Here is a 26,929-nt window from a genome sequence, read left to right as displayed (position 1 = left end):
CTTTCATTATTTATTATCTTTTATATTTTTTTGTTTTTTTTAATTTCTATGAATTATCATGAAATATTCACTTAAGCGTATTTTATAGAGGGAGGAAAGATATGATAAGACTAAATATTAGTTCTATATCTGATAAAGTCAAAGGACAAGGAGTGGATTCGGCTTTTAAAGATCAAGCAAGTATGTTAAAAAAATCTAAAATATTAGAAGTAAGCATAAATAGTGAAGAAATAAAAGATATATGTCATATTCATACTTTAGATTTAAAAAATTTTTTTCTCATGAAGAAATATAAGAGAAAGAATAAAAAAGTTGTTGTTTCAGCTCATATGGTTCCAGATTCTATAGAAGATTCTTTAAATATTCCAAAATTATTTAAAAAAATTTTTTATAAATATATGATAAATTTTTATAAAACTGCCGATAAATGTGTTGTTGTTAATTCTTATTATAAAGAAGAATTAATTAAATTAGGAGTAAAAAAAGAAAATGTTCTTTTCATACCAAATATTGCTAATAAAGATTTATTTTATAATATGAAAATCAAAAATCAATTGAGAAAGAAATATAATATTGAAGATAGTAAATTTGTTGTAGTTGGTTCGGGACAAGTTCAAAAAAGAAAGGGTATAGATGATTTTGTTAAAACTGCTGAAGTCAATAATAATATGTTGTTTATATGGGTTGGTGGATTTTCTTTTGGAAAAATAACTTCAGGATATGAAAAATATAAGGCTATATATGATAATCCTCCAAAAAATGTTATATTTACTGGAATAGTTGATAGAAATACTGTAGTAGATTATTTAAATTTATCTGATGTTTTTTTCTTGCCATCATATCAAGAATTATTTCCAATGTCATTATTAGAAGCTTCAAATTGTGATATGCCTTTATTATTAAGAGATATAGAACTTTATAAAGAAATTTTATATGATAAGTATTTAAAAGGAAATAGTTATGAAGAATTTTCAAATATATTAAAAAAATTAAATGAAAATGAAGATTTTTATAATTCAGCATTAAATAAAAGTATAGAATTATCTGAAATATATTCAGAAAAAAATGTTATTAAACAGTGGGAAAATTTATATGAATCTTTGATGTGATTTAGGAGTAATTTAAAATGGCCGAAGTCAAAAAACGTAAAAATTATTTTGGATTTATTTTTGCTTTTTTAATAAGTATTTTAATGTTTTTCTTTATAGGAAAAATGACTGATACAAATATATTAGATGAAATAAAAAAAGTTAAATATTTTGATATTCTTATAGCATTTATAATATATTCTTTAAGCTATTTAGTAGATAGTATAAGATATAAAATAGTAATAAGACCTTTTAAAACTAAAGTTCATTTTATAGATCTTTTTTATAACAATGTAGTAGGATATGTTTTATCTTCTGTAACTCCACTTGCCGCTGGAGGACAGCCTTATCAAATATACCACTTGCATAAACAAGGTCTTACAACAGAAATAGCTACAAACATAACAGTTTCAAGATTTTTAGAAATGATGTTTTTAAATCTTGGAGTTACTATATTTTCTTATAAAGCAGTTGTTTCATCTTTGAAGGGTTCTGCTTTTAGTAATAAATTGATAAATATAGGTCTCATAATATCTGTTTCTATTTCTATATTGTTATTAATATTATTTTTAAAAAGCGAATGGATTGCCAAACTTATTCGTTTTCTTGAAAATAGAAAAGCCAAAAAGATAAATGCAATGGGAAAAAAATTTGAAAATTGGACTAATGATCTAAAAGATTCAATAGGGTTTCTATGGAATGAAAAAATATTTTTTATGATATTAGACATAATATTAGGTTTGATTGTTTTAATGATTCAAGCTTTTGCGTTATATTATATGTTAAGTAGATATGCGATAATTGAACATGTTCCATTTTTTTACTGGAAAGTTTTTGGAGGTATGACTCTTTTGAATATGGTGGTTTATTATATACCTACACCAGGTGCTAGTGGTAGTATAGAAGGCGCTTATCAAATATTATTTTCTTCTATAACTGGTAATTCAAAAGGAGTATTAATTTCTATAATAGGTTGGAGGTTTGCAACTTATTATTTGCAAATAATAATTGGGGGTATATTTTCTTTTTTCTATAACATAAAAAGAGGGAAGTGATATTATATGAATATAGGAATGTTTTCTGATACTTATATTCCGCAAAAAAACGGTGTGGCTACAGCCGTAAAAATATATAAAGAAGAAATGGAAAAAATGGGACATAATGTATACTTATTTGTTCCTCAGTATAAATTCGAACATAAAAGAAATGAAAAAAACGTATTTGAATTTCCTGCAGTTAGATATTTTAAAGAAAAAGAACAAAGAATAGCTTTACCTATATCAAAACATTTATTTAACATAAAAAAACTTGATTTAGATGTTTTACATTCTCATGCGCCTTTTTCTACAGGAATTATGGCAAGAATAATTTCTTCAAACCTTGATATAAAACATGTTGGAACTCATCATACTATGTATGAGTTTTATAGGCATTATGTTCCTTTAATAATAAGACCTTCTTTAGAACAAACACAAAATATGATAAAAAATTGGTGTTTAAAATTAAATAAAGTTATAGCTCCGACAGAAAATATTAAAAATGTTCTTGTTGATTATGGAGTACCATCTGATCATATAAGAGTTATACCTACTGGAATAGATGTAGATAAATTTCAAAGTGATATTAAATGGAATATAAGAGAGAATTTCAATATACAAGAAGATGATAGAGTTTTATTATTTGTTGGAAGAGTTGCAAAAGAAAAAAATATAGATTTTTTAATAAAAATGTTCAAAAAATTAACTTATGAAGAATCTAATTTGAAATTTTTAATCATTGGTGATGGTGTTGAAAGGCAAAATCTTGAAGAAATAGTGGTCGAAAATAAATTACAACAAAAAGTATTTTTTGCTGGAGCACAACCACGTGAAAAAGTTATTGATGCATATAAACAAGCTGATATTTTTACTTTTGCTTCTTATACAGAAACCCAAGGACTTGTAGTTTTAGAGTCTATGGCTGTTGGAACTCCTGTAGTTGCTCTTGGAAAGATGGGCGTGTATGATTTGTTATCTCAACCTGAAACTGGTGGTATAATGATAGATGAGTTAGTAGAAGATGATTTTATACATGAAATATTAAAATTATTAAGAGATAAAAAGTTATATGAAGATTATTCGAAAAAAGGAATAGATTTCGTAAGAAAAAATTATTCCGTAAAAGTTAATGTTGAGAATATAATAAAAGTTTATGAGGAAGTGATCAATTTCTAATGCAGGATTGTGATATGAAAAAATTGTTTTTAGATGTTAAACTTGCCGACAACAGGGAAATACCTATAGATAATTTTGCATATATTGGAGACGCAGTATTTGCTTTAAAATATAAAATAAAACTTTTAAACGATGGAAGAATAAAAATAAATAAAGTTAATGAAAAATCAAAAAAATTTTTGAGTGCTCATGCACATTCTAAATTTGTTCCTTTAGTAGAAGAACTTTTTTCTGAAGAAGAACATGATATATATAAAAGAGCTTATAATTCAAGAGGTGCAAAAAAAAGAGGAAATGATGAGGAATATAGAAAGTCAACGGCTTTAGAAGCTGTAATTGGCTTTCTTTTTCTAAATGAAAGATTTGATAAAATTGATAAAATTTTTGAGGTGATAGATAAATGTATGTTTACGGTAGAAATGTCTTAAAAGAGATTTTAAATACAGATTATCAAGTAAAACAAGTCTATTTTACCAATAGTAAAAAAGTAGATAAAGAAGTAGAAAAACTTATAAAAAAAGTCAAAGAAAAAAATATATCTTTTTCTTTTGTAGATAATAATTTATTAAAAAAGCTTTCTAATTCAGAAAATCATCAAGGAGTTATAACTGATATAGGAAAAGAATTTGATTACAAGTACATGGATGTATTGGATGATATAAAAGATCCCTATATATTAATATTGGATCAAGTTCAAGATCCTCATAATTTTGGTGCTATGGTTAGATCTGCAGCTGCAGCTGGAGTGGATGCAATAATAATTCCATCTGATAATTCATCTGGAGTTACGCCAACAGTAATAAAAGTTTCAGCTGGTCAAATATTTAGAATTCCTATAATTCAAGTAACAAATATATCGAGAACAATAAAAAAATTAAAAGAAAAAAATATTTGGGTTTATGGTGCTGATATGAATGGTACTCAATATCATAAAGTAGATATGACTGGTGGATTTGCATTAGTTATGGGAAATGAAGGTTCTGGAATTAGACAGAAAGTAAAAGAAAATTGTGATGGTATAATTTCTATACAGATGAGTAATGATGTTGAGTCCTTGAATGTATCTGTTAGTGCCGGAATTATAATGTTTGAAGCGAGAAAACAAAGAATTAAGGAATGATTTTATGAAAATAAAAAGATTATCTGATGATATAATTATGAAAATTGCAGCTGGTGAAGTGATAACTGGAACATATGCTGTTGTAAAAGAATTAGTTGAAAATTCCATTGATTCTGATTCAAATGATATAAAAATATCCATCAAGGATGGTGGGAAAACATATATCAAAGTTGAAGATAATGGTTTTGGGATGAATGAAGAGAATATATTAGCAGCTGTTCAGCCACATACTACAAGTAAATTAAATCAATTAAATGATTTATATGCACTCAATACATATGGATTTAGAGGAGAGGCATTATCTTCTATATGTCAAGTTTCAAGAATGACTATAATTTCTAAAGAGGAAGATGAAAAACTTGGAACTAAAATAGATTTTATAGCTGGTAAAAAAGTTAATATTGAAAAAGTTCCAATAAAAAATAATTCTGGTACTATAATTGAAGTATATGATCTGTTTTTTAATGTACCTGCGAGAAGAAAATTTTTAAAATCATCATCAGCTGAAAGTAGAAATGTAACAGAAATAGTTGAAAAATTTATAGCTTCTTCAAATATATCATATTCATATTATAGAAATGATAAAATGATCTATAATGTACAAAAAGATATGAAACTTGAAAATAAATTAAATATAATATATCCTGAATGGAAAAAAGATGGTTTTATAAGTGTTAATAGAGATGATGGATGGATTAAAGTAAAAGGAATGATATCAAATCCTAAGTATACTCGAAATAATAGAACTGGACAAAACTTTTTTGTAAATAATAGATATATAAAATCCGGAGCAATATTTACAGTTTTTGAAGCAGGATATGCACATATGCTTGAAAAAGGAAGGCACCCTTATGGTTTTCTGTTTGTAGAAATATCTCCTGATGAAGTCGATGTTAATGTGCACCCTCAAAAACTTGAAGTTAAATTTTCTGATAATACATCAGTAATGAATATAATAAAAGGAGCTATAAGAGATTCTTTAAATGAACAGACAAAATTTGAAATAAATTTTGTTGAAAAATCTTTTAATGATCAAAATGAGATAAATAATTATTATATTAAAGAAGAAAAATCTCCAAATGAAAAAATTGAAAAATCATACAATAAAGAATATATTTTAAATGAAAATATCCCAAATAAAAAAAATATAGAGTATTTAGAAGAAAATAATGATAATAGTTTTGAATATAAGAAAAAAATAGATAATTATAATAGTAAAATAAATTATGATATAAAAAAAGAAAAACTTTATAATTTTGATAAATTATCAGAAAATAAAAATTATGAAATTAAAAATGAAAATAATATAAACTACAATATAAGAATAATTGGTATATCAAATCAAAGATATATTATTGCTGAAAGCCTTGAGAAACTTTTTTTAATAGATTTTCATGCTGCTCATGAAAGAGTTATATTTGAAAAGCTTAAAGAACAGTTTATAAATGAAGGCAGAATAAATAAAAAAATGATTTTAATACCTGAAATTATCCAATTTGATAATATAACTTATGAAATAATTAAAGAAAATATAGTTTATTTCGATAAAATGGGAATAGGATTAGAAATATTAGAAGAAAATAAAATTAAGATTAATTCTACTCCTGGAAATATGAAAGTTAAAGATATAAATTCTTTAATTTTGGATATGGCTAATTTAATAAGATTAAAAGGTATAGATTCAATTGATAATATTTATGATGATACAATAGCAACAATGTCGTGTAGAGCAGCTGTTAAAACAGGAGATGACTTTTTAGGAGCTGATAAGTTGTTAGAAGATATAAAAAAATATAATCTTTTAACTTGCCCACATGGTAGACCTATAACTATGGAAATAAACTTTAGTAAAATTGATAGTTATTTTAAAAGAACTTAAATAAAATCCTGAGAATATTAACGATAATATCTCAGGATTTTTTTTACAATTTATTTACTAAAACAATTTATATATATGTTACAATAATTTAGTAAATATAATAATTTTTATAAGAGGTGTTGTTATGAAAATAAGGGAAACAAAGGATATTAGGGTTATAAATAGATTAACAATTTTAAACTTAATAAATAAAGAACAAAAAATATCGAGAGCTGAAATAGCTAATAATACAGGCTTAAATAAAGCTACAGTTTCTACTATAGTTAAAGAATTAATTGAACTTGAACTTATAGAAGAAACGGAAATAGGTGATTCAAATGGTGGTAGAAGACCGATTATTTTAATGTTAAAAGAAGATATAGGATATATATTTTCAATAGATATAAATATAACACATATAGAATTTATAATATCAGATATTGGAAATAATATAATTCAAAAAAAATATTTAAATATAATAGATGAAAATTTTTATAATACATATAACTATCTATGTAATTTTTTAGATGAAACTATAAAGAAATTGCCTAAAAAGAAGTATGGAATAATAGGAATAGGAGTATCTGTAAGAGGAGTTGTTGATTTAAATGGAATAATAAGATTAATACCTAAGTTAGGTTGGAGAAATATAAATATAAAAGCATTACTTGAAGAAAAATATAAAATACCTGTTTTTGTTGATAATGATGGTAATTTTTCTGCGATGGCTGAATATGAATATTATAAAAACTTAAAAGATTTGATAGTTATAAATATAGATGAAGTAATAACTTCAGGGATTATATCTAATGGTCAAATAATAAGAGGATTTTTAGGCTTTGCTAATGCAATAGGTCATCATGTTATAAATCATGATGGAGAAAAATGTGTATGTGGCAAAAGAGGTTGTTTAGAAATGTATTGCTCTAACTCTGCAATAATTCAAAAAATTAGATTAAAAAAAGACGTTCAAACTATATCTGATTTTATAAATCTTGTTAAAAAACAGGATAAAGATTCTATTTTAATATTAAATGATTTTTTAGATAATTTATCAATAGGTCTCACGAATCTTATATATATTTTAAATCCTGAATTAATAGTTATAAACTCAATAATTTTTGAAAAATTACCTGAATTAATACCAGATCTTGAAAAAAGAATAGTTCTTCCAATTACAAATTTTCAAGATATAGCTGTTTCAAAAGTTGGAGAAATATCTTCATTAAAAGGAGCTTTAACTTATACAAAAGAACAATTTTATAAAACTATATTAAATTTTTAAAAAAGGCAGATTTAATCTGCCTTTTTATATTTTTTCTTTTTTAAAATTAAAAATAAAAAGTATAAATGCTGTTATTAAATAAGCAATAGTTATTTCAAGATTTGCATTTATTTTTAATGAAGGTGAATGAATTAATCCTATGAAAGCAGCTCCAGCTGATATAAAACAAGTTATTATAGCATTTTTAAATTTAGATTCTGAACAAAAAACTAATATACTTGTCCAAGCTAAAGCTATTAAAGGCGCCCCTTTTGCAAGTATAAATAAAGAATTAGGCATTGCATCACCTGCAATATTTCCAATATATTCTATAATTGGAACCGCAATTGCGATAGACATTAAAGAAAAATATTTTTTATCTTCATTTTGAAATGCTCCAGCTAGAGAAGTCATACCCACAAAGATTAAAATAGGTAATACTGCAGCAGTTGGAATTACAGCTGTTACAATTGCTACGAGACCTGTCGAACATAAAATAAAATAACTAATTCCAACAATTAAACTATAACCTGTTGAAGCTTTAATATCTTTCCATGTACCATGACCCCACCATACAGAAAAACAAAATGGGTTTCCAAAAAGTGCTGAAATTACAGACATGATAGAAACTCCTATAATTGTCTTTTTTCCATCATAAACATCACCAGCAACTTTAGCTTGTTCAACTCCCTGTAGTGCTGTTACAAATTCTGTTACAGTAAAAGCTATAATTATTGGTAGAAATTGTAAAACTACACTAAACCCTTTTAAAATATAGTTTATTTGTATAAAAGGAATATTGAAACTCAAACTTGAGAATGAATCTGTAATATTTTTAATAGTTATATTTTTAGTAGAAAACCCTAAAATAACTCCGACTAAAATAGATATCAATACTGGTGAAAGTTTTGTCTTAATATTTGAAGTATATAGAACTAATAAAACAAAAAAACAAACTAAAGCTATTAAAGGAGTTACAAACATATCTTTTAATGAAGCAAGTATAAGCCAAGTTACTCCACCTCCGGCAAGTGTACCAAATAATGCGGCAGAGGGAATAGAATTAACTATAGCCTTTTCAAAAAAACTTAAAACAATTGTTAATAATGAGCTAATTATATTGGCAGCTAGACCAACACCTAAAGCTAAAGTTGCATCTTTTGTTGAAATATAAGTTGGAAGCATTATAGCAAATAACCAAATAAAAAATCTTCCAGCTGTAATACCCGCTGGTATAGCGACTATTGAGGTATTATTTGTTTTTTTTGATGTTTTATTTCCAAGCCACCATGTAAAAACATGAAGGAGAAGAACTCCAAAACCAAGTCCAGGAAGTATAGTTCCAAAAACAACTTTAGATGAAAGTCCAATACTTCCAATCATAATAGCAACTCCAGCAATGACTTTTGTAAAGCCATCAAAAAAAACTCCAAAAGCTGCATCAATATCACTCTTTACAAATAAAGGCCTTTTTAAAGTACTCATAAATTAGAACCTCCCATTAATATTAATTATAAATTAACCTATGTCTGAAATAAAAAAAGTGATCATTATGAGAATGAATTGATAACATTTTTGTATGTGGATGACATTCAGAAGTAAATTCTTTTCCATATTGACCAATTGTTAAAGCTTTACCACCTATATACAAACAAGAATAATTAAAAAATAATTCATCCATAAGTTTCTCACTTACTAAATAATGCATATAAGAAGGAGTTTCAATTAATAATCTATCTATTCCAAATTTTTTTAATAAATAGAATAATACATGAGAATCTGGAGCATTTTTTCCAGTAATTATAATGATTACTTTATTTTTTGAATTATTCATTTTTTCTATTAAAGTATTATTTATATCTTCTTTTGAATTTAAAGGACCTATAACTATATAGTCATTATTTATATTTTCTTTTATATGATTTAAAGCTTTTGACGAAGAACTTATTATTAAAGGAATTTCACTTTCTTTAAACATTCTATGATCGAATGGAATATCTTTTCCATCTATAGAAGTAATAATATTCCATGGTACTGGATTTAAATTATTTTTAATTCTTGCATTTTCAAGATCTTGATCAAATACATGACATGTATAATCAGATTCTGCTTTCATAGTACCGGCACCAAGTATTACAGCATCACAAACGGATCTTAACATATTTAATATCCACCAATCAGCAAGACCGCCATTTCCAGCATAATTATTTTTTCTTGAAATTAAAGGCCCTTGTGGAGCATCAGAGAAAGCTATTCTACCATCAATAGAAGTTACAAGTGAAGTAAAAGTATATGGCCTATCTTCATGAGCTTTTTCAAAAGTTAAATTGCCATATACTTTATTTATTTTTTCACAATTCATTATTTTTAATGAAAAATCTTTTAAATCATTACTTTCATATATTTTATTTAATTTTATATCCTTTTCTAACATCAACATCTTTTCAAGTTTAGTAGCCATAAAAAACCTCCTATTTTTGGAAATACTGTCATTTATATAAATGACAGTATTTTAATATTTATATTAAACTTCCGCCACAAACACCTATTTTTTCACCTGTAATAAACGAACTTTCTTCACTTATTAAAAATAAAGCAGTATTGGCCATATCTTCAAGAGTTCCCATTCTATTCATAGGATAAATCTTAGCATATTCAGCTCTTAAAGCATCTGGATCTTCTGATTCTTCAAATCTAAATTTGATCATAGGTGTTTCTACTAGACCAGGAAGTAAACAATTAGCTCTTACATTAGGTGCATATTCAGCTGCAATACATTTTGTTAACATAATTACTGCGGCTTTACTTGGACAATAGCCAATTCTTTCTGGTATAGGTCTAACTCCAAGGTCAGAACCAATATTAACAATTGCAGAATTTTTTTGTTTTTTTAATTCTTTAATAGCTGCTTTACACATATGGAAAACACCTTTTACATTTACATCTAATTGTTTTGAAAAATCTTCAACAGAACTAGTTTCAAGACTTCCAATTAAAGTAATACCAGCACAATTAACTAAACCATTAATTTTACCAAATTTTTCTAAGGCTTTATTAACAACATTTTGGGTTTCTTCAAATTTAGTTAAATTAGCTTTTACATAAATGGCATTATCATGTTTAAAATTTAAATTTTCTTCTATGCCACAGCCAACTATTTTTGCTCCTTCTTCTATGAAACGTTTAGCTATTCCTTCACCAATACCAGAGCTTGCTCCTGTAATTATTATTACTTTATCTTTTAAACGCATTAATAACACCTCTTATTCAATATTTAATTTTTGAGCTAATTGTTTTAATTCATCTTTTAAAAATGGCTTTGACTCTATAGAATCTCTATCAGAATTTGAAAGGGTAACTGAGCCTATTAAATTAGAATCTAAATCTTTTAATACATTAGAAAGAACTTGATTACCGGCATCAAATTGAATATCAAAATCTGGAGCGCCTCCAACCATTATAATTGCACCTTTTCTTAAAAAATGATCAGGTTTATCCTTTCTTACATGACTTGCCCAATAAACTTGTAATCTATCGATTATTATTTTTAATGGACCAGTTACTGTATGAAAATACATTGGTGAAGCAAAAACAATATTGTTTGCTTCTTCAATTTTTTTGTAGATCTCTTGCATATCATCTTTTATCGCACAATTTTTTTTATGCCAACAGAATCTACAATCTTTACAAGGAGATACATGAGTGTTATAAGCATCTATTATTTCAAATTCATGATCTAATTGATCAGTTAAAACATCTAACATTTGTTTAGTATGGCCATTTTTTCTTGCTGAACCAAAAAAAATCAAAGTTTTCATAAAAACACCTCATTATTTAAAAAAGTTAAAAGATTTAGAAAGTATTTCAACATTTATTTTTCCAGATTTAAAGATTTTACCTGTTTTCTGATTTATAATAACTACTTTAGCTGGAGAATACATTTCCATAGGAACTTTGTAAAAATCACATCCATTTTCTTCATATATATCCTTAAACATTGCCCCATATGATTTACATTTATCAGAAGTTATTTTATTTATTATTGAACTTATTTCTATATCTTCACAATCAACAGTAAAAGTACACTGTCCACCATAAATTAAACAATCATTTAGTCTACCCATTGCTAATAAATCATCTTTTACTACAGGCGGTATTACACAAAAACCATGCGCTTCAATAATATTTTTTAAATTAAAACCTTCTTCTTTTAGTCTATGTAAAGATTGTTCTATAATTCTTGCAGAAACTTCTACTGAACATGCAATACTTCCACTTGAAGCAACAAGAATATAAACATCTTTTGCTTCAACTCCACTTGCTTCTATTAGATCTATTACTTCATTTTCAGAAGGAATTCTACTCATTTCAGCGGTCAAAATAGCTTTATGATATTTATCAGAGTAATCAGAATATTTTTTAAACCAATCATTATCTTTTCTTGAAATAAGTCTTCCAGGACCAGCTAAAACAGGTGCGAATTTACCAGGTTTTAATTCCCAACCAGAAATATTACAACCTGCCTGCTGTAAAACTACATAATCGGAGTAAACATGTACAGCATTATAATATACATCATCAATTGCTAATGGAAAAGTTTCATAATTTATTTTGTTTAATCCACCATAAAGAATTTCAGTCATTAATTTAGCACATTCCCAACTACCACAAACATTTACACCGCAATCAATAATTGTGGCTTCTTTTATCTTATGAATATTTATTTTATATTTTTCTGGATCTGATAAAAGTTTTTTTACTAATTCGAAAGATCTTTCATTTACGCTAAGCATTTGTTTTTTCCTCCTTTTCCTTTTTTAAAGGACATTTAAATTTTGAGATAATTATTTTAAATGAAAATAATGATATTATTAAATAACTTATAGATATATATAAGCCTTGTTTTGGTAAAAAAGCTATTTTATCATTATGAATTAAACCTATACAAGAACAGAAGCTTAAAATTAATCCAAACAAAAAAGCTTTTTTATGATCTTTATCTATTAAACAAGCAAGCCAACAAGCAATTAATAAACTTGATAAAAATGCTCCACTACCTAGAATATTTAATCCATTCATTGGAAGATTAAAATTTTGAAAATTTTCAACGGGAATAGAATTTATATCAATACCAGTAGAATTTATTGCAGAATTTACTAAGGTTTTAATTAATTCAGCTACTATTGGTAATAAAGAAATTAAAATAACACTAAAATATTTTTTATCTATTTTTTCAAAAGTATCAACAGTGACAGTTAAACCTACAAATATTAAAAGAATCATTACCACTTCATAAGGAATTATATTCATCATTACACCTGAAATACCGGTAAATCCAATTAATAAATAGGTGATTCCTACAACTAAAGAATAACCAGCTCTTGCATCTATAGATTTCCAACCAGGATGACCATAATAAACAGTTGTTGGAAATGGGTTTCCTATTAAACTTCCAATTAATGTGAATAAACCATCCATTAACATAGATCTTTTTTGAGGATAAGAATCACCAGCTAATTTAGCACTTTCAACTCCTTGAAGAGTAGTTAAAAAATTTGCTATTTGAAGAGGTATTATTACTGGTAAATAAGAATTTATTTCTTTTAATCCAATAAAAATATCTTTAATAAAAAAATTTGGTGTATAGAATCCAATATAATTAAAAGAAGTTATTAATTTATCAAAATTCATATAACCGTTTGCCCAACTTATAAAAGTTCCTAAAATAATTGCTAAAATACCAGCAGGAATTTTTATTTTTAAATTGAAATTTCCGAGATAACTCATAATTACTATTAAAAGTGGTAAAACAGCTATTTCTGGTTTATTAAAAACAACAAGGATCCCAGAAATAGATAGCCAAACAAAAGCTCCAGAAGCAAGATTTCCTAATAGAGCACTTTTTGGAATAAAATCAATTAAAAAATTCCCAATAAAAGCACCCAAAATTTCTATTAATCCACCAATAAAACCAGCTGCTAATCCAACTTGAAAAGCAAGATTTGAATCTCCTGTTTTCCAGTAAACTGGTCCCATAATTAAAAAAATCCAGCTTAAAGTAATAGGCCCACCAATTCCAAATGGTTGTGAAGTTACATCATGTCTTTTTTCTTTTTTGGCCAATTCTTTTGCTTCATAAAAATACCAAAAGTTACCTAAAAAGCTTATTAATCCTATTGCTGGAAGCATCTTTCCTATTACAAGTGATACAGGCATTCCAAAAACAAAAAGCATTATACCAACTGCAGTAAAAATTTTAGAAAAACCATCAAAAAATAGTCCGAAACTGGCATCTAAATCACCTTTTCCCCACCATTTATATTTAAAATTCATATAAATCCTCCTAATGAAATTAAATTATTTGTATAATAATTAAACTAAAAAAACAAATACTTTGTTTAAGACTTAAACAATTGGATTATAAAAAAAGTTAGTGGAAAAAATAACTTGTTTAATAAAAATGATTGTTATAAATATAACTTAGTATAACATAGAATTTTTTTATTGTCAATATTAAAACACAAAAATAGTGAAAATTATAACTTTGTTTACTTTTTTTTAATAAAAATATAAGGATATTCTTTAAGAATATCCTTATATTTTGGGTATATATTTACAAGAAATTATATTTTCAAATGATTCAAGTTCTTTTAAAAGTAATAATGTAGGTTCTTCATCGAGTTCAAGTATACAAACAGCTTCTTTTATAATTTTTGAAATTCTTTTAAGGGTAACATTTGCAACATTTATATTGTATTTAGAAATTGTTGACATAATTCTTGTTAATGTACCGGGAATATCTTTATTAACTATAGCTAAAGTTGGAACTTTACCTCTTAAATAAACTTCAGTTCCATCAAGTTCATTTACAACTATTTCAGATGCACCAATAGAAGCGGCAATGACTTCAAAATCATGATCATTTTTAGTAGCAATTATTTTTACAGTATTTGGATGAACGTTTCCAAGATCTTCAAAATTAAACTCATACTTCATATTTGTATCTTGAGCTATTTTATAAGAATTTCTAATTCTATGATCATCAACTTCAAAACCCATTATTCCTCCTAATAGAGCTCTATCAGTGCCATGGCCTATATATGTATCAGCAAAAGAACCATGAAGAATAAATCTTACAGAGTCTGGAGTTCCACCTATATAGTTATGTGCAAATTTACCTATTTTAACTGCTCCGGCTGTGTGCGAACTTGAAGGCCCTATTATTATGGGACCTATAACATCGAGTAAAGACATAAATTTATAACCTCCATTTTCAATTCATATTTTTTGTAATATTTATCTTATTTTTATAATTTTATCATTCTTTTTTTAAAAAGATATTATATTTGCTCTAATAAAATCATTATTAATCTTAAGTTTAATTTTTTTGATGTATAATATATTTATATAAATTTTGTGGAGGGATTATATGAAGAAATCAGTTTTTTTATTTATGGTTTTGACTTTTACTATTTTTATTTATGCTTTTTCTAATGTTATAACTATTGAAAAAGCCAGAACATTTAAAGATTTAACTCCTGTGACTGTTGAAGGTGTTGTTACTCTTGAACCTGGACCATTTGATATAAATTTATTTTTTATTCAAGATGATACTGCAGGTTTGAATGTTTATTCTGGAAATATGGATTTTAGCAAGTTTGATATAGAAAGAAATGATTTAATAAGAGTTACTGGATATTTATGGAAACATAAAATGAATCTTGAACTTGTTTTAGATAAAGATAATGAAAAACATAGTATAGAAATTCTTGAAAAAAATTATAAAGAAATTGAACCTATAAATATAAAAACAGTTGATATAAATGAAGAAAAATATGAAGGAATATTGGCCCATACAGAAGGAAAAGTAATTAAAGCTATGGGACAGGAGATTCTAATAGATGATGGTACTGGTGAAGGAATACTTTGGATAAGAGAAAATACTAAGATAGATCCAATGAATTTTAAAGAAGGCATAGATGTTGAAGTTACTGGAGTAATGGCACAGTATTTAACAAAAAGAGAAATACAACCAAGAAGTATTGAAGATTTAAAAACAGAAGATATATTTCCACCCGAAATAGAGTTTTATTCAATAGATAATAATATATTAAGTATTTTATTTAATGAAGAAATAATAGATAACTTCAAGTTAAATAAAACTATTAGAGATAATAAGAATAATATAAAAAATTACAAACTCATAAATAATAAAATACTTAAAATAGAATATGAAAATCTTCCTGTTGATTCTAAATTAATGTTAAGATTTGTTCAAGACATGAATGAAAATAAAGCGAATATTTTAAGTATAGATATTTCAGAAAAAAATATAAAAAAACATAATATTTTATTCGATGAATCACACTCTCAAACAGCAGGCAATTCCGATTGGACAATAACAGGAGGATATTCAGATTTTGCTGATCTTGCAAAAAAAATGGGTTTAAATGTAAAAAATGAAAAAATACATATAAAAAAAGATATATTAGATCTTTTTGGAATTTTTATAATTCCAGAACCAAATGGTCCTTTTTTTGCAGATGAAATTGAAGCATTACTTGAATGGGTAAAAGATGGAGGTAATTTATTTATAATAGCTGATCATGGTGGAGCAGATAGAAATGGTAATGGTTGGGATGCAGTTAGAGTTTTTAATGAATTTACTGAAAACTTTGGTTTTTTATTTGAGGGAGACGATTTAGAAGAAGAACCATTAAAAAATGTTTATAAACATGAAATAACAGAAAATATACAAAACATAGGTGTATGGAATGGATCTTCAATAAATATTTTAAAAAAAGATATTGAAGTATTAATATCTGATACAAATAAAAAACCTTATTTGATAAGTACAGTATATGGAAAAGGAAAAGTTATAGCTATAGGAGATTCTTCTCCATTTGATGACGGTACGGGAGCAACTGGAAATATTCTACATGATGGCTGGAGTTGGGGAGATGATGCCATTTTAGCAGAAAATATTTTAAAATACTTTTTAAAATGATTGACAATATAACTTTTTTGTAGTATAATAAATTCTGGTGAGCCGGGGTGGCGGAATTGGTAGACGCGATGGACTCAAAATCCATTGGGGGTGAAACCTCGTGCGGGTTCAAGTCCCGCCTTCGGCACCAGAAAAAAAAGACATCTTAAATGAGATGTCTTTTTTTTATTATTATAAAACATGTTATAATTTAAAATGAAATAAGATTGATAGGAGTGATAATTTGGAAAGCAAATCAAAAAGACTTGGAACAGATTCAATACTTAGCCTCATGATAAAGTTATCTATTCCATCTATAATAGGTATGTCTATTCAAGCTCTATATAATGTTGTTGATAGTATATATATTGGTAGACTTTCAAAAGAAGCTTTATCAGCACTTTCATTGGCTTTTCCTATACAGATGATTTTGATAGCTATAGCTGTAGGTACTGGAATTGGTGCAACATCTCTTATATCAAGACTTTTGGGTGAGATGAAAGAAAAAAAAGCTGATAATGTTGCTGAAAATGTAATATTTGTAACAATATTTTATAGTATTATTGTATTTTTTATAGGATTGTTTTTTTCTGATGAATTAATAAAAATATTTACTTCTAATATAGAATTGATAAATTTGGGAAAAGATTATATTCAAATAATAATGATTGGTTCTATAGCTATGTTTTTGCCAATAATAGCTAACAGTATTTTAAGAGGAGAAGGAAATACTTTCATTCCAATGATAAGTTTAATAGTTGGTGCTGTTATAAATATATTTCTTGATCCATTTTTAATATTTGGATTATGGATATTTCCAGCAATGGGAGTTAAAGGTGCTGCTTTGGCTACAGTTATATCAAGGTTTATATCTGGAATATTAGTTTTAATAGTTTTATTTTATGGAAAAAATCAAATAAAATTTGATTTTAAAAACTTTAATATAGACTTTGATATAATAAAAGAAGTATACAGAGTAGGTCTTCCCGCCATGATTATGCAACTGTTGGGTAGCTTTATGATTGCTGGGGCTAATAAAATTGTAGCTTCTTTTAATCAAACGGCTATAGCTGTTGTTGGAATATATTTTAGACTTCAATCATTTGTTTTTATGCCTGTATTTGGATTAAATCAGGGTTATATACCAATAATAGGATATAATTTTGGACATAAAAACCCTGAGAGATTAAAAAAAGCAATTTTTATAGGCCTTATAACAGGATTTATATTCACTACGATTGGCTTTTTTTTATTACAGTTTTTTCCTGAAGAATTGATAAGAATGTTTAATGATGATCCTGAACTTATAAAAATAGGAGTGAATGCATTAAAAATAATAAGTATAGCTTTTCCAATAATAGGATTATCAATAGTTGGCTCAGCAACTTTTCAAGCTGTTGGAAAAGGATTACCTAGTTTAATCATTTCGTTTTTAAGACAAATAGTTCTGTTATTGCCTCTTATGTATATATTATCAAAAGAAATAGGTCTTAAAGGTACATGGTATGCTTTTCCTATTTCTGAATTTATATCTTTTTTTATAATGGTAATATGGTTTTATAAGACCATGAAAAAAATTATATCTGAAATGAGAAAATAAATTATATATAATAAACTAAGTTTAATTATATATTATAGGGGGATTAATATGTCTGAAAAATTTTTCCCAGAAGGGTTTATATGGGGTATTTCATCTAATAATTATAATGAATTTTTTAACTTTGATTTTAATAAAGAAATAGAGATGATAGAAGAAACAAAAGTTCAATATTATGAATTTAAGATATCTTGGAAAAATCTTTTTTTAGATAAAGATATTTTCAACAAAAAATATCTTGAAAAGATTATTGCTTTTTTAAAAAAATTAAATAAGTCTGGCATAAATCCAATTATTACTTTAATAAATGAAAAAAATATGCCAGAATGGTTTTTAAAAAATGGAGGGTTTTCTAATATTGAAAATAAAAAATTTATTTTGAAATATGTATTTTTTGTTATAAATGAAACTAAAGATTTTGTAGAATTTTATAATATTATGGAAAATTCTTATATTCTATTAAATGAAAATTATGAGAACTCATTGAAAATCTTTCAAAATATAATATATACTATTTCTGATATAAAAAAAATAAAATCTAAAAATTTAAAAGATAAAAAAATAGGTTTAACTTTTAATTTCAATGAAAAATATAAAAAAAATGGAATTTTTTCTTTTTTAAAAAAAGATAATAATAATTTATATTTCAATTTTTATAAATGTTTCAAACAAGAAAAAACTATTAAACCATTTTTAAATTCAGAAAAAATAGAAATAGATTTAGACTTTTTCATAATAAATTATCATGATGAGAGTTTAAATGATACAAATATTTTAAATGGTGATAGTATAAATACTGAAAAGATAAAAAATATTTTCAATCTTATAAAAGGGGTAAAAACTCCGATAATAATATCTTCTGGTGGTATATCTGATGATCAAGATAAATTTAGAAATAAATATATAATAACAATTCTTAATCAGATGCATGATTTTTTAAATAAGTCTAATATTATAGGATACATACAAAATTCTTTGATTGATAAACATTTTGAAAATGGGAATATTTCATTTGAAGGTTTTTTTGAAAATAAAAATGATAAAATTTTTAAGAGAAATTCTTTGAATATATATTCAAGAATAGTTGAGGAAAATGAAATAAATGAAAGATTTTTAAAATTTATAATGTAATGAGGTCTGCTTTAAGCAGACCTCATTTTATCATATCTTTTATAAAATTTGGTAATGAAAAACAAGAAACATGAATTTCTTCATTGTAATATTTTAAAGGTTTATCAAAATTTTTAACTTTTTCTGGTTCAAAATCCATTATAGGATCTTTGCCTTTTGAAGCAAAAACCCAAGTCCATACTCCAGGTGGATACATAGGCAAATATCCCATGTACAATCTTGCTTTAACGAAAACATTTGAAAGTCTTTTATAAGCATCTCTCATCCAATCTTTGTGAATGAAAGGATCTTCAGTTTCAGCAGAAAGAATTCCATCATCTGTTAAAGCTTCAAAACATGATTTATAAAAATCTTCTGTGAATAAAAGTCCTCCTTCACCTTCTGTTGGATCTGTACTATCTATTATTATTAAATCAAAATAATTTTTATATTTTTTTATAAATTTAGAACCATCTTCTGAAACAAGTTTTACTTTTGGATTATCTAATTCACAAGAAGTTAAAGGCAAATATTTTTTGGCAGCTTCTATAACTTCTGCATCTATTTCGCACATTATGACTTCTTCTACAGAAGAATGCTTTAATACCTCTCTTACTGTACCGCCATCACCGCCACCTATTACTAAAACTTTTTTTGGGTTTTCGTGAATAAACATAGGAACATGGGCGATCATTTCATGATAAATAAACTCATCCATTTCTCTTGTCATAGTTAAACCATCTAAAGCAAAAACTCTTCCAAATTCAGGAGTATCAAAAATATCTATTCTTTGATATTTAGTTTGTTTTGAAAATAATATATTTGAAATACTAAAAAAAACACCTGATGTTTCATTTGGATTGTATTCAAAAAAATTTATATGATTCAATTATTCCACCTCCACTTTATGAGAAGAATTTTCAGGGATACCAATTTCATTGTAAAGTCCTCTCTTATGTTCATTAACTTCTGTTCTATTGGAATTAAAAGCTTTTTTTAGATATTCAAAGGCTTTCCATGGATCTACATCATCCCCGCAAGTGTATAGATCTATAGAAGCATAACCAAATTCTGGCCATGTGTGAATCGCCAAATGGGATTCTGAAACTATAACTGCACCACTAACTCCATGAGGTAAAAATCTATGAAAAGTCGAAGTGACGATTGTAGCCCCTGTTTCAATAGCAGCTTTTTTCATATAATATTCTACTTTTTCTACATTATCCAATATTTCATTATTACAGTTGTAAAATTCAGCAATTAAATGTTTCCCAAGAGATCTAACCAATTAATTCAACCTCCTTAACTTATATTAAAATATTTCTATCCAAAGAATTTGTGCATTATTTTTTTTTGAATTATTTTCAATGAAATGTTTTTTATTAGAAGTAAAGAAAAAACATTCACCTTTTTTAGCATGATACTTATGTTCATCAAGATTAATTATAATTTTACCTTCAATAACATAACCAAATTCATAACCTTCATGATAATTTTCAACTTCTGTAGAAGATATAGGATTTAACTCAATCAATGAAGGTTCTATTTTTTTAGGATCTGTTGCAGTCATTAATAATTCTTCTTTTATTCCTTCAGGAGTATCATAAATAGGAATTCTTTCTTCTTTTGTATAAACAACTTTTTCTTTTTCATTCATAGATGAAAAAAATTCTACAAGATCAGTACCAAGAGCCCTCAAGATCAATTCAAGATTTTCTATAGTAGGAGAAGTTAAATTTCTTTCAATTTGAGATATAAAGCCTCTTGTTAAATCAGATCTAACGGCTAATTCTTCTTGAGTCATATTTTGCATTATTCTCAAGCTTTTAACTTTCTTACCTATATTCATAAAAGCCCTCCAAAAGATAATTTTTAATTATAATTTTTTAAAATGATAGTTATATTAAACAATACGTTTAATATTATAAACTTTTTGCATTTTAAAGTCAACAAAAAATAATTAAATTTATGTTGCTATATTTTCAATTTTTACTTGTTGTGATATACTATTACTGATATACATTATTAAGGAGGACTTCTATGAGAAATTATTTAGGTATAGATTTGGGAACCGCTAATACATTAGTTTATTCAAGAGGTAAAGGAATAATTTTAAATGAGCCTTCAGTTATAGCTATAGACCAAAATACTGGGAAAATACTACAAGTCGGACTCGAAGCAAAAAAAATGATAGGTAAAACTCCAAGTAATATAATAGCAACAAGACCTTTAAAAGATGGTGTAATCGCTGATTATGACGTTGCCTTAGCAATGTTGAAATATTTTATATCTCAATCTGTTGGAGGGTTTAATATATTTAAACCTGTAGTAGTAATAGGAATACCTACGGAAGCCACAGAAGTAGAAAGAAATGCTTTAAAAGAAGCGGCTTTAGATGCTGGTGCTCATAAGGCTTTTCTCATAGAAGAAGCTATGGCTACTGCTATAGGAGCAGGATTAAATGTAGAAGAACCTTCTGGAAATATGGTTGTAGATATAGGTGGTGGAACCACTGAAATAGCAATTATATCTCTTGGAAATATAGTTCTCTCAAAATCTATAAGAGTTGCTGGAGATGAAATTGATGAAAATATAATCGAATACGTTAAAAATGAACACAATATTTTAATTGGTGAAAAAACTGCAGAAAAAATAAAAATGGAAATAGGAAATACATTTGAAAATGAAGAAAATGATAGCCTAACTATAGATATCATAGGACTGGATGTTTTAACTGGATTGCCTAAAAATATACCATTATCTGGTTCAGAAATAAGAAAGGCTATAAAAAAACCTGTTTCAAGAATACTTGAAAATATAAAACTTGCTATAGAATCAACTCCTCCTGAACTCCTTTCCGATGTTGTCAGTAAAGGTATATTTTTAGGTGGAGGTGGAGCTATGCTCAAAGGAATGAAAGAATTAATAGAAAAAGAAACTCATATAAGAGTTGTAATTGCGGATGAACCTTTAACTTGTGTTGCAAGAGGTGCTGGGTTAGTTATAGATAAAATAGAAATAATTGAAAATTTAAGTAAAAATAGATAGTGTGATTTAGATGAATAAAAATAGATTATTTTATTTAAATTTCTTTATAATTATTGTAATATTAATAAATATTATAAAGCCCATTGGAGATTTGATGCAATGGGCTTTATTTCCATTTGATTATACTTTTTCAAAGATTCAGCAAGAATTATTAAAAAGAGAAGAAAACTCTAATAATATGGATGATATTATGAAATTAATGAAAGAGAATGAACTAAAAGTTTTAAAAACAGATTTGATAGATTTTGATATACCATATGGATTAATATTGAAAGATTTTCCAGATAAATACATAATTATGTCAACTTCAAAAGTAAAAAAGGATACTATTGTCATAAATACAAATAAAAAACTGTTGGGATATGTCAAAGAAAGTTTTGGAGATAGAATTATTGTCAAAAAAATAGGTTGGAATGAAAAAGATATTTTTGGTGAAGTACAAAATAAAGATGTTTTAATAAAAGAAAAAATGGGTATGATATATATAGAATTACCAGAAGATATAAAAATAGATACAAAAAAAATAAATATAAAATTACCTTATTATTTAGATGATTCTTATGTTGAATTAACAGGAGAAATAATATCAAAATATGCAGATTTTTACATATTTAAACCAAATATGATTGAAAGTTCTGTAGTTTATTTCTTGGAGGAATAAATATGATTTATATTATTTTTATAATATTAGCACTAATAACATCTTCTTGGGATAGATGGCTCGGAGATTATATTTTTTATTCTTTTCCAATAATGATGGTGTATATACAATTTTCTGATTTAAAAGATGAAATAAAATATATAGTTCCATTTGTTTATACATTGTTTTATTTCCAATTTAGATATGATGTAGGATTTGTTGCCATAATCTTTTATATATTGTATGTTTTTTTGAATTGGATATTCAAAAATAAAGAACTAAGTTTTATAACTGTAATTATATATAGTGGAATATTTACTGCATTTTTAGGATATTTAAGTTATTCAATAATTCCATCAATAATAACTATGATTTTAATTATCATGCTTTATTTCCTTAATTTGAGGTTGATAATAAATGGAAAATAAAAGAGTGATATTTTTATTTATTCTTACAATATTGGGATTTTTTTTATTATTTTATAGAGCTTTTCAGATACAAGTTTTAAATTGGAAAGATTATAGACTTGAAGTTCAAGATTTATCTACAAGAATTTATATAAATGAAGCTAAAAGAGGTAATATTTATGATAGAAATGGTGAACTAATTGCATGGAATGAGAAATTATATCAAATTTATAATAATTCAGATGAAATAGTTCAAGAAGATGAAGAAAAAATAAGAAAAATTCTTTCTAAAACTGATTTAGATGTTGATTATGTAATAGATAGACTAAATTTTCAAAAAAATGTGATATTAAAAATTTCTTCTACAACTTCTAAAAAATTATCAGAAATTAAAAATTTTATTATTACTGAAAAATATGTTAGAAAATATGCCGATAATAGTTTATATCATATACTTGGATATGTTGATAATGAAGGTTTAGCAAGGAGTGGACTTGAAAAAGTTTGGAATGATAAATTGATTGGGAAACAAGGTTATAAATTAGTTACAATAACTCCTTCAGGTAAAGTAAAAGCTGTTATAGAAGATACAAAATCTATTGCTGGAAATGATATATATACAACTTTAGATATAAGATTACAAAAAGAAGTATATAATTACTTTGAAAAGCATAATTATAAAGGTTCTGTTATTATATCAGATCCAGAAAATGGAGATATAGTTGCTATGGTTAGTTATCCATCACCAGATCCAAATGCTTTTTCTCAAGGATTAAGTACTTTAGAATTTAGAAAAATTTTAAATGACTCAAAAAAACCATTAATAAATAGAAGTATAGGGGCATCCTATTTTCCGGGATCTCTGATAAAACCATTTATAGCCTATAGTGCTTTAGAATATGGAATATCTCCAGATGCGACAATAAATTCTACTGGAAGATATGATGTTTATAATTCAAAAGGAACAAGAATAGCTTCATTTTATGATTGGAATTATGCAGGACATGGTATAACTGATATGAGAAAATCATTGAGAGTTTCTGCAAATAGTTATTATTATTGGCTTGGAGAAACTATAGAAATAGATTATATGAAAGGTATGGCTAATTATTTTAAATTAGATAAAAAAACAGGTATAGAGATTCCAGGTGAAAAAGAAGGACTTTTTCCAAATCAAGAATGGAAAAAAGAGACATATGATACTATTTGGTATCCAGGAGAGACAATCCTTGCTTATATTGGTCAAGGATATGTTCAGTTAACACCTATAGAATTATTAAGATTTTATAATATATTGGCTGAAAATGGCAAATATTTTAAATTTAATCTTTTAAAAGAAACAAAAAATATATATGGACAAATAGTAGAAAAAAATGAGCCCGTTTTAATAGATGATTATGATCTGAATAAAGAATTTTCGAATGTCATAAAAAAGGGGATGATAGATGTAACTTCTTATCCAGGTGATAGCAGAACAGAAGGTACTGCATACAAAGGATTTAAAGATTTTGATACTACAGTTGCGGGTAAAACTGGAACTGCAGAAGTTGGTGGGAATCAAAAATCTCATGGTTGGTTTGCAGGATACCTTCCAGCTGAAAATCCAAGATATTCTATGATCGTTTTAGTTGAAAATGGTGGGTATGGACCAGATATAGCTGTTCCTTTTGCAAGACATATATCAGATTTTATTACCCATGAACTTGTCCAAAAGTGATTTTGCCGTTTTAGTTGCAGCTATACCACCTTTACCAGTTTCCCTTAAATCTATTGGTAAAGATCTACCAACTTTTCCCATAGCTTGAGATACTTCATCAAAAGGAATAGCACTTTTAATTCCAGAAATGGCTAAATCAGCTGCGGTAAAAGCGATTACAGATCCAGCAGGATTTCTTTTAACACAAGGAACTTCAACAAAACCTCCAACTGGATCGCAAACTAAACCCATTAAAAACTTCATCGAAAGTGCTGCGGCATTGGCAACCTTATCTGGATCTCCGTCAAGTATATAGACTATGGCTCCAGAAGCCATAGCTGTTGCTGAACCAATTTCGGCTTGGCAACCTCCAACTGCGCCAGATAAGCTGCCTTTTCTATTTATGAATTCTCCAATAGCTCCTGAAATCAAAAGACCTTCAGCTAATTTTTCAATGGGAATATTTTTCTCTTCATACAAAGAAACAAGAGTTCCAGGTACAACTCCACTAGATCCAGCAGTAGGACAAGCAACAACTCTACCCATAGATGCATTATTTTCAGAAGTTGCAAGAGCAATTAAAATAGCTTTAGAAATTAAATTATTAAATAAACTATTTTCTTTATATTCATTATATATTTCAGTATTAAATCCAGTCCATCCTGTTAAACTTTTAGAAGGATTATTCAATTTTTCTCTATAAGATTCAATCATTTGATTTATTATTTTTATAGATTCTTCTTTTAATAAAATAGGATCTGTACCATTTTCTAACATTTCCCATTCAATAATTATTTCATGAAGATTTTTATTAGTTTTAATTGATAGATCTATTAAATCTTGAAATTTAGTAAACATTAATTCACCTCTTATATATTTATGATAAAATAATTCAATATATCATAACATATTAAAACTAAGATTCATTATAATTTTTATAAACTTTTAAAAACTTGTTATTAAAAAATCAATTTTGAAATAAAGATAATAAGTAATATAATAGTATTAATAATATACTCTTAATTTTGAGGAGGGATACTAATGTTTGAATATAAAAATGTAACGGATATTCCAACTGTGACACTTATAAATACAGTAAATGAAATATTTAAAGATTATATAGTTCCAGTAAGATGGGATATTAATAGTTTTGAAAAAGATTCTAAAGAGTTTTCTATTTCTTTAGAAGACTCTTTTATAGTATATGAAAATCAAAAACCTATAGGGGTTAGTATTATTTCTTGTAGAAAAGACCTTGGAAGAATTGATTCTTTTGGTGTAAAAGAAGAATACAGAGGAAAAGGTATAGCTTCGGAAATGTTATATAAAACTATTGAAATTCTTAAATGGAAAGGAGTTAAAAAGATAGTTTTAGAAGTAGCTTCTATGGAAGAAAGAGCTATAAAATTTTATGAAAAACATGGATTTAAAATAAAAAGAATATTAGAATCTTTTCATACAGATGTTCCAGATAATATACCGCCAAAAAATACTTACACAATTGAAGATCCAAATTGGCTTAAAGAATCGAGTTTTCTTGCAAAAACAAATTTAAAAAGAATTACTAATTGGCAAAGACATCCACAAACATTATATTTAAGTGATCAAAGGTACAAAATAGAAAAAATAAAATCTTGGGATTATGTTGACGGCTATGTTGTCTGGGGAATAAATGATGATAACACTTATATAGTTGATGCAGCTCCTATATTTGATGTTAGCAAATATGATGAACTCATTTTAGATATAAAAAATAAACTTTCATTCTATAAAAATAAAATAATTGTAGTATCTGTTCCAGAGGATGATCCTTTAAATAAAGCATTAAAAAACAATAATTTTCAAGTTTTTTTACAACAAAAAGAAATGCAAATGAAATTCCATTAATATAAATGCTCTATT

At 26.0% G+C, this 26,929-nt stretch carries 26 protein-coding genes and 1 tRNA gene; 16 read left to right on the top strand and 11 right to left on the bottom strand.

The features are described 5' to 3' along the window. The first annotated feature begins 101 nt into the window (after window positions 1–101). The 7 genes from PWP28_RS03885 to PWP28_RS03855 all read left to right on the top strand — a co-directional run bounded on the left by PWP28_RS03885 (window position 102) and on the right by PWP28_RS03855 (window position 7,564). Entirely contained in the window at window positions 102–1,109 is a 1,008-nt protein-coding gene (locus PWP28_RS03885) for a glycosyltransferase family 4 protein (protein WP_305082160.1), read from the top strand. Between the two features lie 17 nt (window positions 1,110–1,126). Next, window positions 1,127–2,143, top strand: a complete 1,017-nt coding sequence (locus PWP28_RS03880; RefSeq protein WP_109606588.1) for a lysylphosphatidylglycerol synthase transmembrane domain-containing protein — start codon at window positions 1,127–1,129, stop codon at window positions 2,141–2,143. A gap of 6 nt (window positions 2,144–2,149) precedes the next feature. Further along, on the top strand, window positions 2,150–3,301 hold the full coding sequence (locus tag PWP28_RS03875) for a glycosyltransferase (protein ID WP_109606590.1): 1,152 nt from the start codon (window positions 2,150–2,152) through the stop codon (window positions 3,299–3,301). A gap of 14 nt (window positions 3,302–3,315) precedes the next feature. Next, on the top strand, window positions 3,316–3,729 hold the full coding sequence (locus tag PWP28_RS03870) for a Mini-ribonuclease 3 (protein WP_146192175.1): 414 nt from the start codon (window positions 3,316–3,318) through the stop codon (window positions 3,727–3,729). Beyond that, window positions 3,702–4,421, top strand: a complete 720-nt coding sequence (gene rlmB / locus PWP28_RS03865; protein ID WP_109606594.1) for a 23S rRNA (guanosine(2251)-2'-O)-methyltransferase RlmB — start codon at window positions 3,702–3,704, stop codon at window positions 4,419–4,421. The genes PWP28_RS03870 and rlmB overlap by 28 nt, the downstream gene beginning before the upstream one ends. A gap of 4 nt (window positions 4,422–4,425) precedes the next feature. Further along, a complete protein-coding gene (mutL, locus tag PWP28_RS03860; protein ID WP_109606596.1) occupies window positions 4,426–6,300 on the top strand; it encodes a DNA mismatch repair endonuclease MutL in 1,875 nt (624 codons plus the stop codon). Between the two features lie 124 nt (window positions 6,301–6,424). Further along, entirely contained in the window at window positions 6,425–7,564 is a 1,140-nt protein-coding gene (locus tag PWP28_RS03855; RefSeq protein WP_109606598.1) for an ROK family protein, read from the top strand. A gap of 24 nt (window positions 7,565–7,588) precedes the next feature. On the opposite strand, the gene PWP28_RS03850 is transcribed toward PWP28_RS03855, so the two are convergent. The 7 genes from PWP28_RS03850 to sdaAB all read right to left on the bottom strand — a co-directional run bounded on the left by PWP28_RS03850 (window position 7,589) and on the right by sdaAB (window position 14,797). After that, on the bottom strand, window positions 7,589–9,028 hold the full coding sequence (locus PWP28_RS03850; protein ID WP_109606600.1) for a hypothetical protein: 1,440 nt from the start codon (window positions 9,026–9,028) through the stop codon (window positions 7,589–7,591). 22 nt (window positions 9,029–9,050) lie between these two features. Next, window positions 9,051–10,004: a dihydrofolate reductase family protein gene (locus tag PWP28_RS03845; RefSeq protein ID WP_109606602.1), complete on the bottom strand. Its 954-nt coding sequence runs from the start codon at window positions 10,002–10,004 to the stop codon at window positions 9,051–9,053. Between the two features lie 58 nt (window positions 10,005–10,062). Then, window positions 10,063–10,794 (bottom strand): SDR family NAD(P)-dependent oxidoreductase, encoded by a 732-nt coding sequence (locus PWP28_RS03840; protein WP_109606604.1) that lies wholly within the window; start codon window positions 10,792–10,794, stop codon window positions 10,063–10,065. A gap of 12 nt (window positions 10,795–10,806) precedes the next feature. Then, a complete protein-coding gene (locus tag PWP28_RS03835; protein ID WP_109606606.1) occupies window positions 10,807–11,361 on the bottom strand; it encodes a flavodoxin family protein in 555 nt (184 codons plus the stop codon). Between the two features lie 12 nt (window positions 11,362–11,373). Beyond that, window positions 11,374–12,336: a methenyltetrahydromethanopterin cyclohydrolase gene (gene mch, locus PWP28_RS03830; protein WP_109606608.1), complete on the bottom strand. Its 963-nt coding sequence runs from the start codon at window positions 12,334–12,336 to the stop codon at window positions 11,374–11,376. Then, window positions 12,329–13,876, bottom strand: coding sequence for a uracil permease (locus PWP28_RS03825; RefSeq protein WP_109606609.1), 1,548 nt, complete (start codon window positions 13,874–13,876; stop codon window positions 12,329–12,331). Before PWP28_RS03825 ends, mch begins: the two co-directional genes overlap by 8 nt. 261 nt (window positions 13,877–14,137) lie before the next feature. After that, complete coding sequence (sdaAB, locus tag PWP28_RS03820) at window positions 14,138–14,797, bottom strand: L-serine ammonia-lyase, iron-sulfur-dependent subunit beta (RefSeq protein WP_109606704.1); 660 nt, start codon at window positions 14,795–14,797, stop codon at window positions 14,138–14,140. Window positions 14,798–14,972: 175 nt separating this feature from the next. Between sdaAB and PWP28_RS03815 the strand changes: the two genes are divergently transcribed. The 4 genes from PWP28_RS03815 (at window position 14,973) to PWP28_RS03800 (ending at window position 19,257) form a co-directional block, all read left to right on the top strand. Then, window positions 14,973–16,550 (top strand): DUF4350 domain-containing protein, encoded by a 1,578-nt coding sequence (locus tag PWP28_RS03815; RefSeq protein WP_109606706.1) that lies wholly within the window; start codon window positions 14,973–14,975, stop codon window positions 16,548–16,550. Between the two features lie 41 nt (window positions 16,551–16,591). Then, window positions 16,592–16,680: transfer RNA gene (locus PWP28_RS03810), tRNA-Leu, on the top strand. A gap of 93 nt (window positions 16,681–16,773) precedes the next feature. After that, complete coding sequence (locus PWP28_RS03805; protein WP_206050619.1) at window positions 16,774–18,129, top strand: MATE family efflux transporter; 1,356 nt, start codon at window positions 16,774–16,776, stop codon at window positions 18,127–18,129. A gap of 48 nt (window positions 18,130–18,177) precedes the next feature. Beyond that, window positions 18,178–19,257 (top strand): family 1 glycosylhydrolase, encoded by a 1,080-nt coding sequence (locus PWP28_RS03800; protein ID WP_109606708.1) that lies wholly within the window; start codon window positions 18,178–18,180, stop codon window positions 19,255–19,257. Window positions 19,258–19,279: 22 nt separating this feature from the next. Here PWP28_RS03800 and speE read toward each other — a convergent pair whose 3' ends face one another. From speE to PWP28_RS03785, 3 genes are read right to left on the bottom strand one after another with little or no spacing between them, the layout of a single operon-like run. After that, the gene (gene speE / locus PWP28_RS03795) at window positions 19,280–20,125 is read right to left on the bottom strand and encodes a polyamine aminopropyltransferase (RefSeq protein ID WP_264150335.1); all 846 of its coding nucleotides are present in this window, start codon (window positions 20,123–20,125) and stop codon (window positions 19,280–19,282) included. Further along, entirely contained in the window at window positions 20,126–20,524 is a 399-nt protein-coding gene (gene speD / locus PWP28_RS03790; RefSeq protein WP_109606712.1) for an adenosylmethionine decarboxylase, read from the bottom strand. Between the two features lie 24 nt (window positions 20,525–20,548). Beyond that, window positions 20,549–21,085, bottom strand: a complete 537-nt coding sequence (locus PWP28_RS03785) for a helix-turn-helix domain-containing protein (protein WP_109606685.1) — start codon at window positions 21,083–21,085, stop codon at window positions 20,549–20,551. A 191-nt stretch (window positions 21,086–21,276) separates the two neighbouring features. Between PWP28_RS03785 and PWP28_RS03780 the strand changes: the two genes are divergently transcribed. From PWP28_RS03780 to PWP28_RS03765, 4 genes are read left to right on the top strand one after another with little or no spacing between them, the layout of a single operon-like run. Then, complete coding sequence (locus tag PWP28_RS03780) at window positions 21,277–22,284, top strand: rod shape-determining protein (protein WP_109606687.1); 1,008 nt, start codon at window positions 21,277–21,279, stop codon at window positions 22,282–22,284. 10 nt (window positions 22,285–22,294) lie between these two features. After that, the gene (locus PWP28_RS03775) at window positions 22,295–22,945 is read left to right on the top strand and encodes a hypothetical protein (protein ID WP_109606689.1); all 651 of its coding nucleotides are present in this window, start codon (window positions 22,295–22,297) and stop codon (window positions 22,943–22,945) included. Window positions 22,946–22,947: 2 nt separating this feature from the next. Continuing rightward, window positions 22,948–23,352 (top strand): hypothetical protein, encoded by a 405-nt coding sequence (locus tag PWP28_RS03770; protein ID WP_109606691.1) that lies wholly within the window; start codon window positions 22,948–22,950, stop codon window positions 23,350–23,352. Next, window positions 23,342–25,048 carry a penicillin-binding transpeptidase domain-containing protein gene (locus PWP28_RS03765; protein WP_308644269.1) on the top strand — a complete coding sequence of 569 codons (1,707 nt, stop codon included), beginning with the start codon at window positions 23,342–23,344 and terminating at the stop codon, window positions 25,046–25,048. The genes PWP28_RS03770 and PWP28_RS03765 overlap by 11 nt, the downstream gene beginning before the upstream one ends. Here PWP28_RS03765 and sdaAA read toward each other — a convergent pair. Then, on the bottom strand, window positions 25,013–25,885 hold the full coding sequence (sdaAA, locus tag PWP28_RS03760) for an L-serine ammonia-lyase, iron-sulfur-dependent, subunit alpha (RefSeq protein ID WP_308644268.1): 873 nt from the start codon (window positions 25,883–25,885) through the stop codon (window positions 25,013–25,015). The two genes, PWP28_RS03765 and sdaAA, sit on opposite strands and share 36 nt — an antisense overlap. Window positions 25,886–26,068: 183 nt before the next feature. On the opposite strand from sdaAA, the gene PWP28_RS03755 reads away from it, so the two are divergent. Next, window positions 26,069–26,914 (top strand): GNAT family N-acetyltransferase, encoded by an 846-nt coding sequence (locus tag PWP28_RS03755; protein WP_308644267.1) that lies wholly within the window; start codon window positions 26,069–26,071, stop codon window positions 26,912–26,914. Window positions 26,915–26,929: the final 15 nt, after the last annotated feature.

Source organism: Oceanotoga sp. (genome assembly GCF_030445905.1).
Lineage (GTDB): Bacteria > Thermotogota > Thermotogae > Petrotogales > Petrotogaceae > Oceanotoga > Oceanotoga teriensis.
Note: the sequence above shows the minus strand (reverse complement) of the source record. Positions and strands in the feature narration are given on the sequence as shown.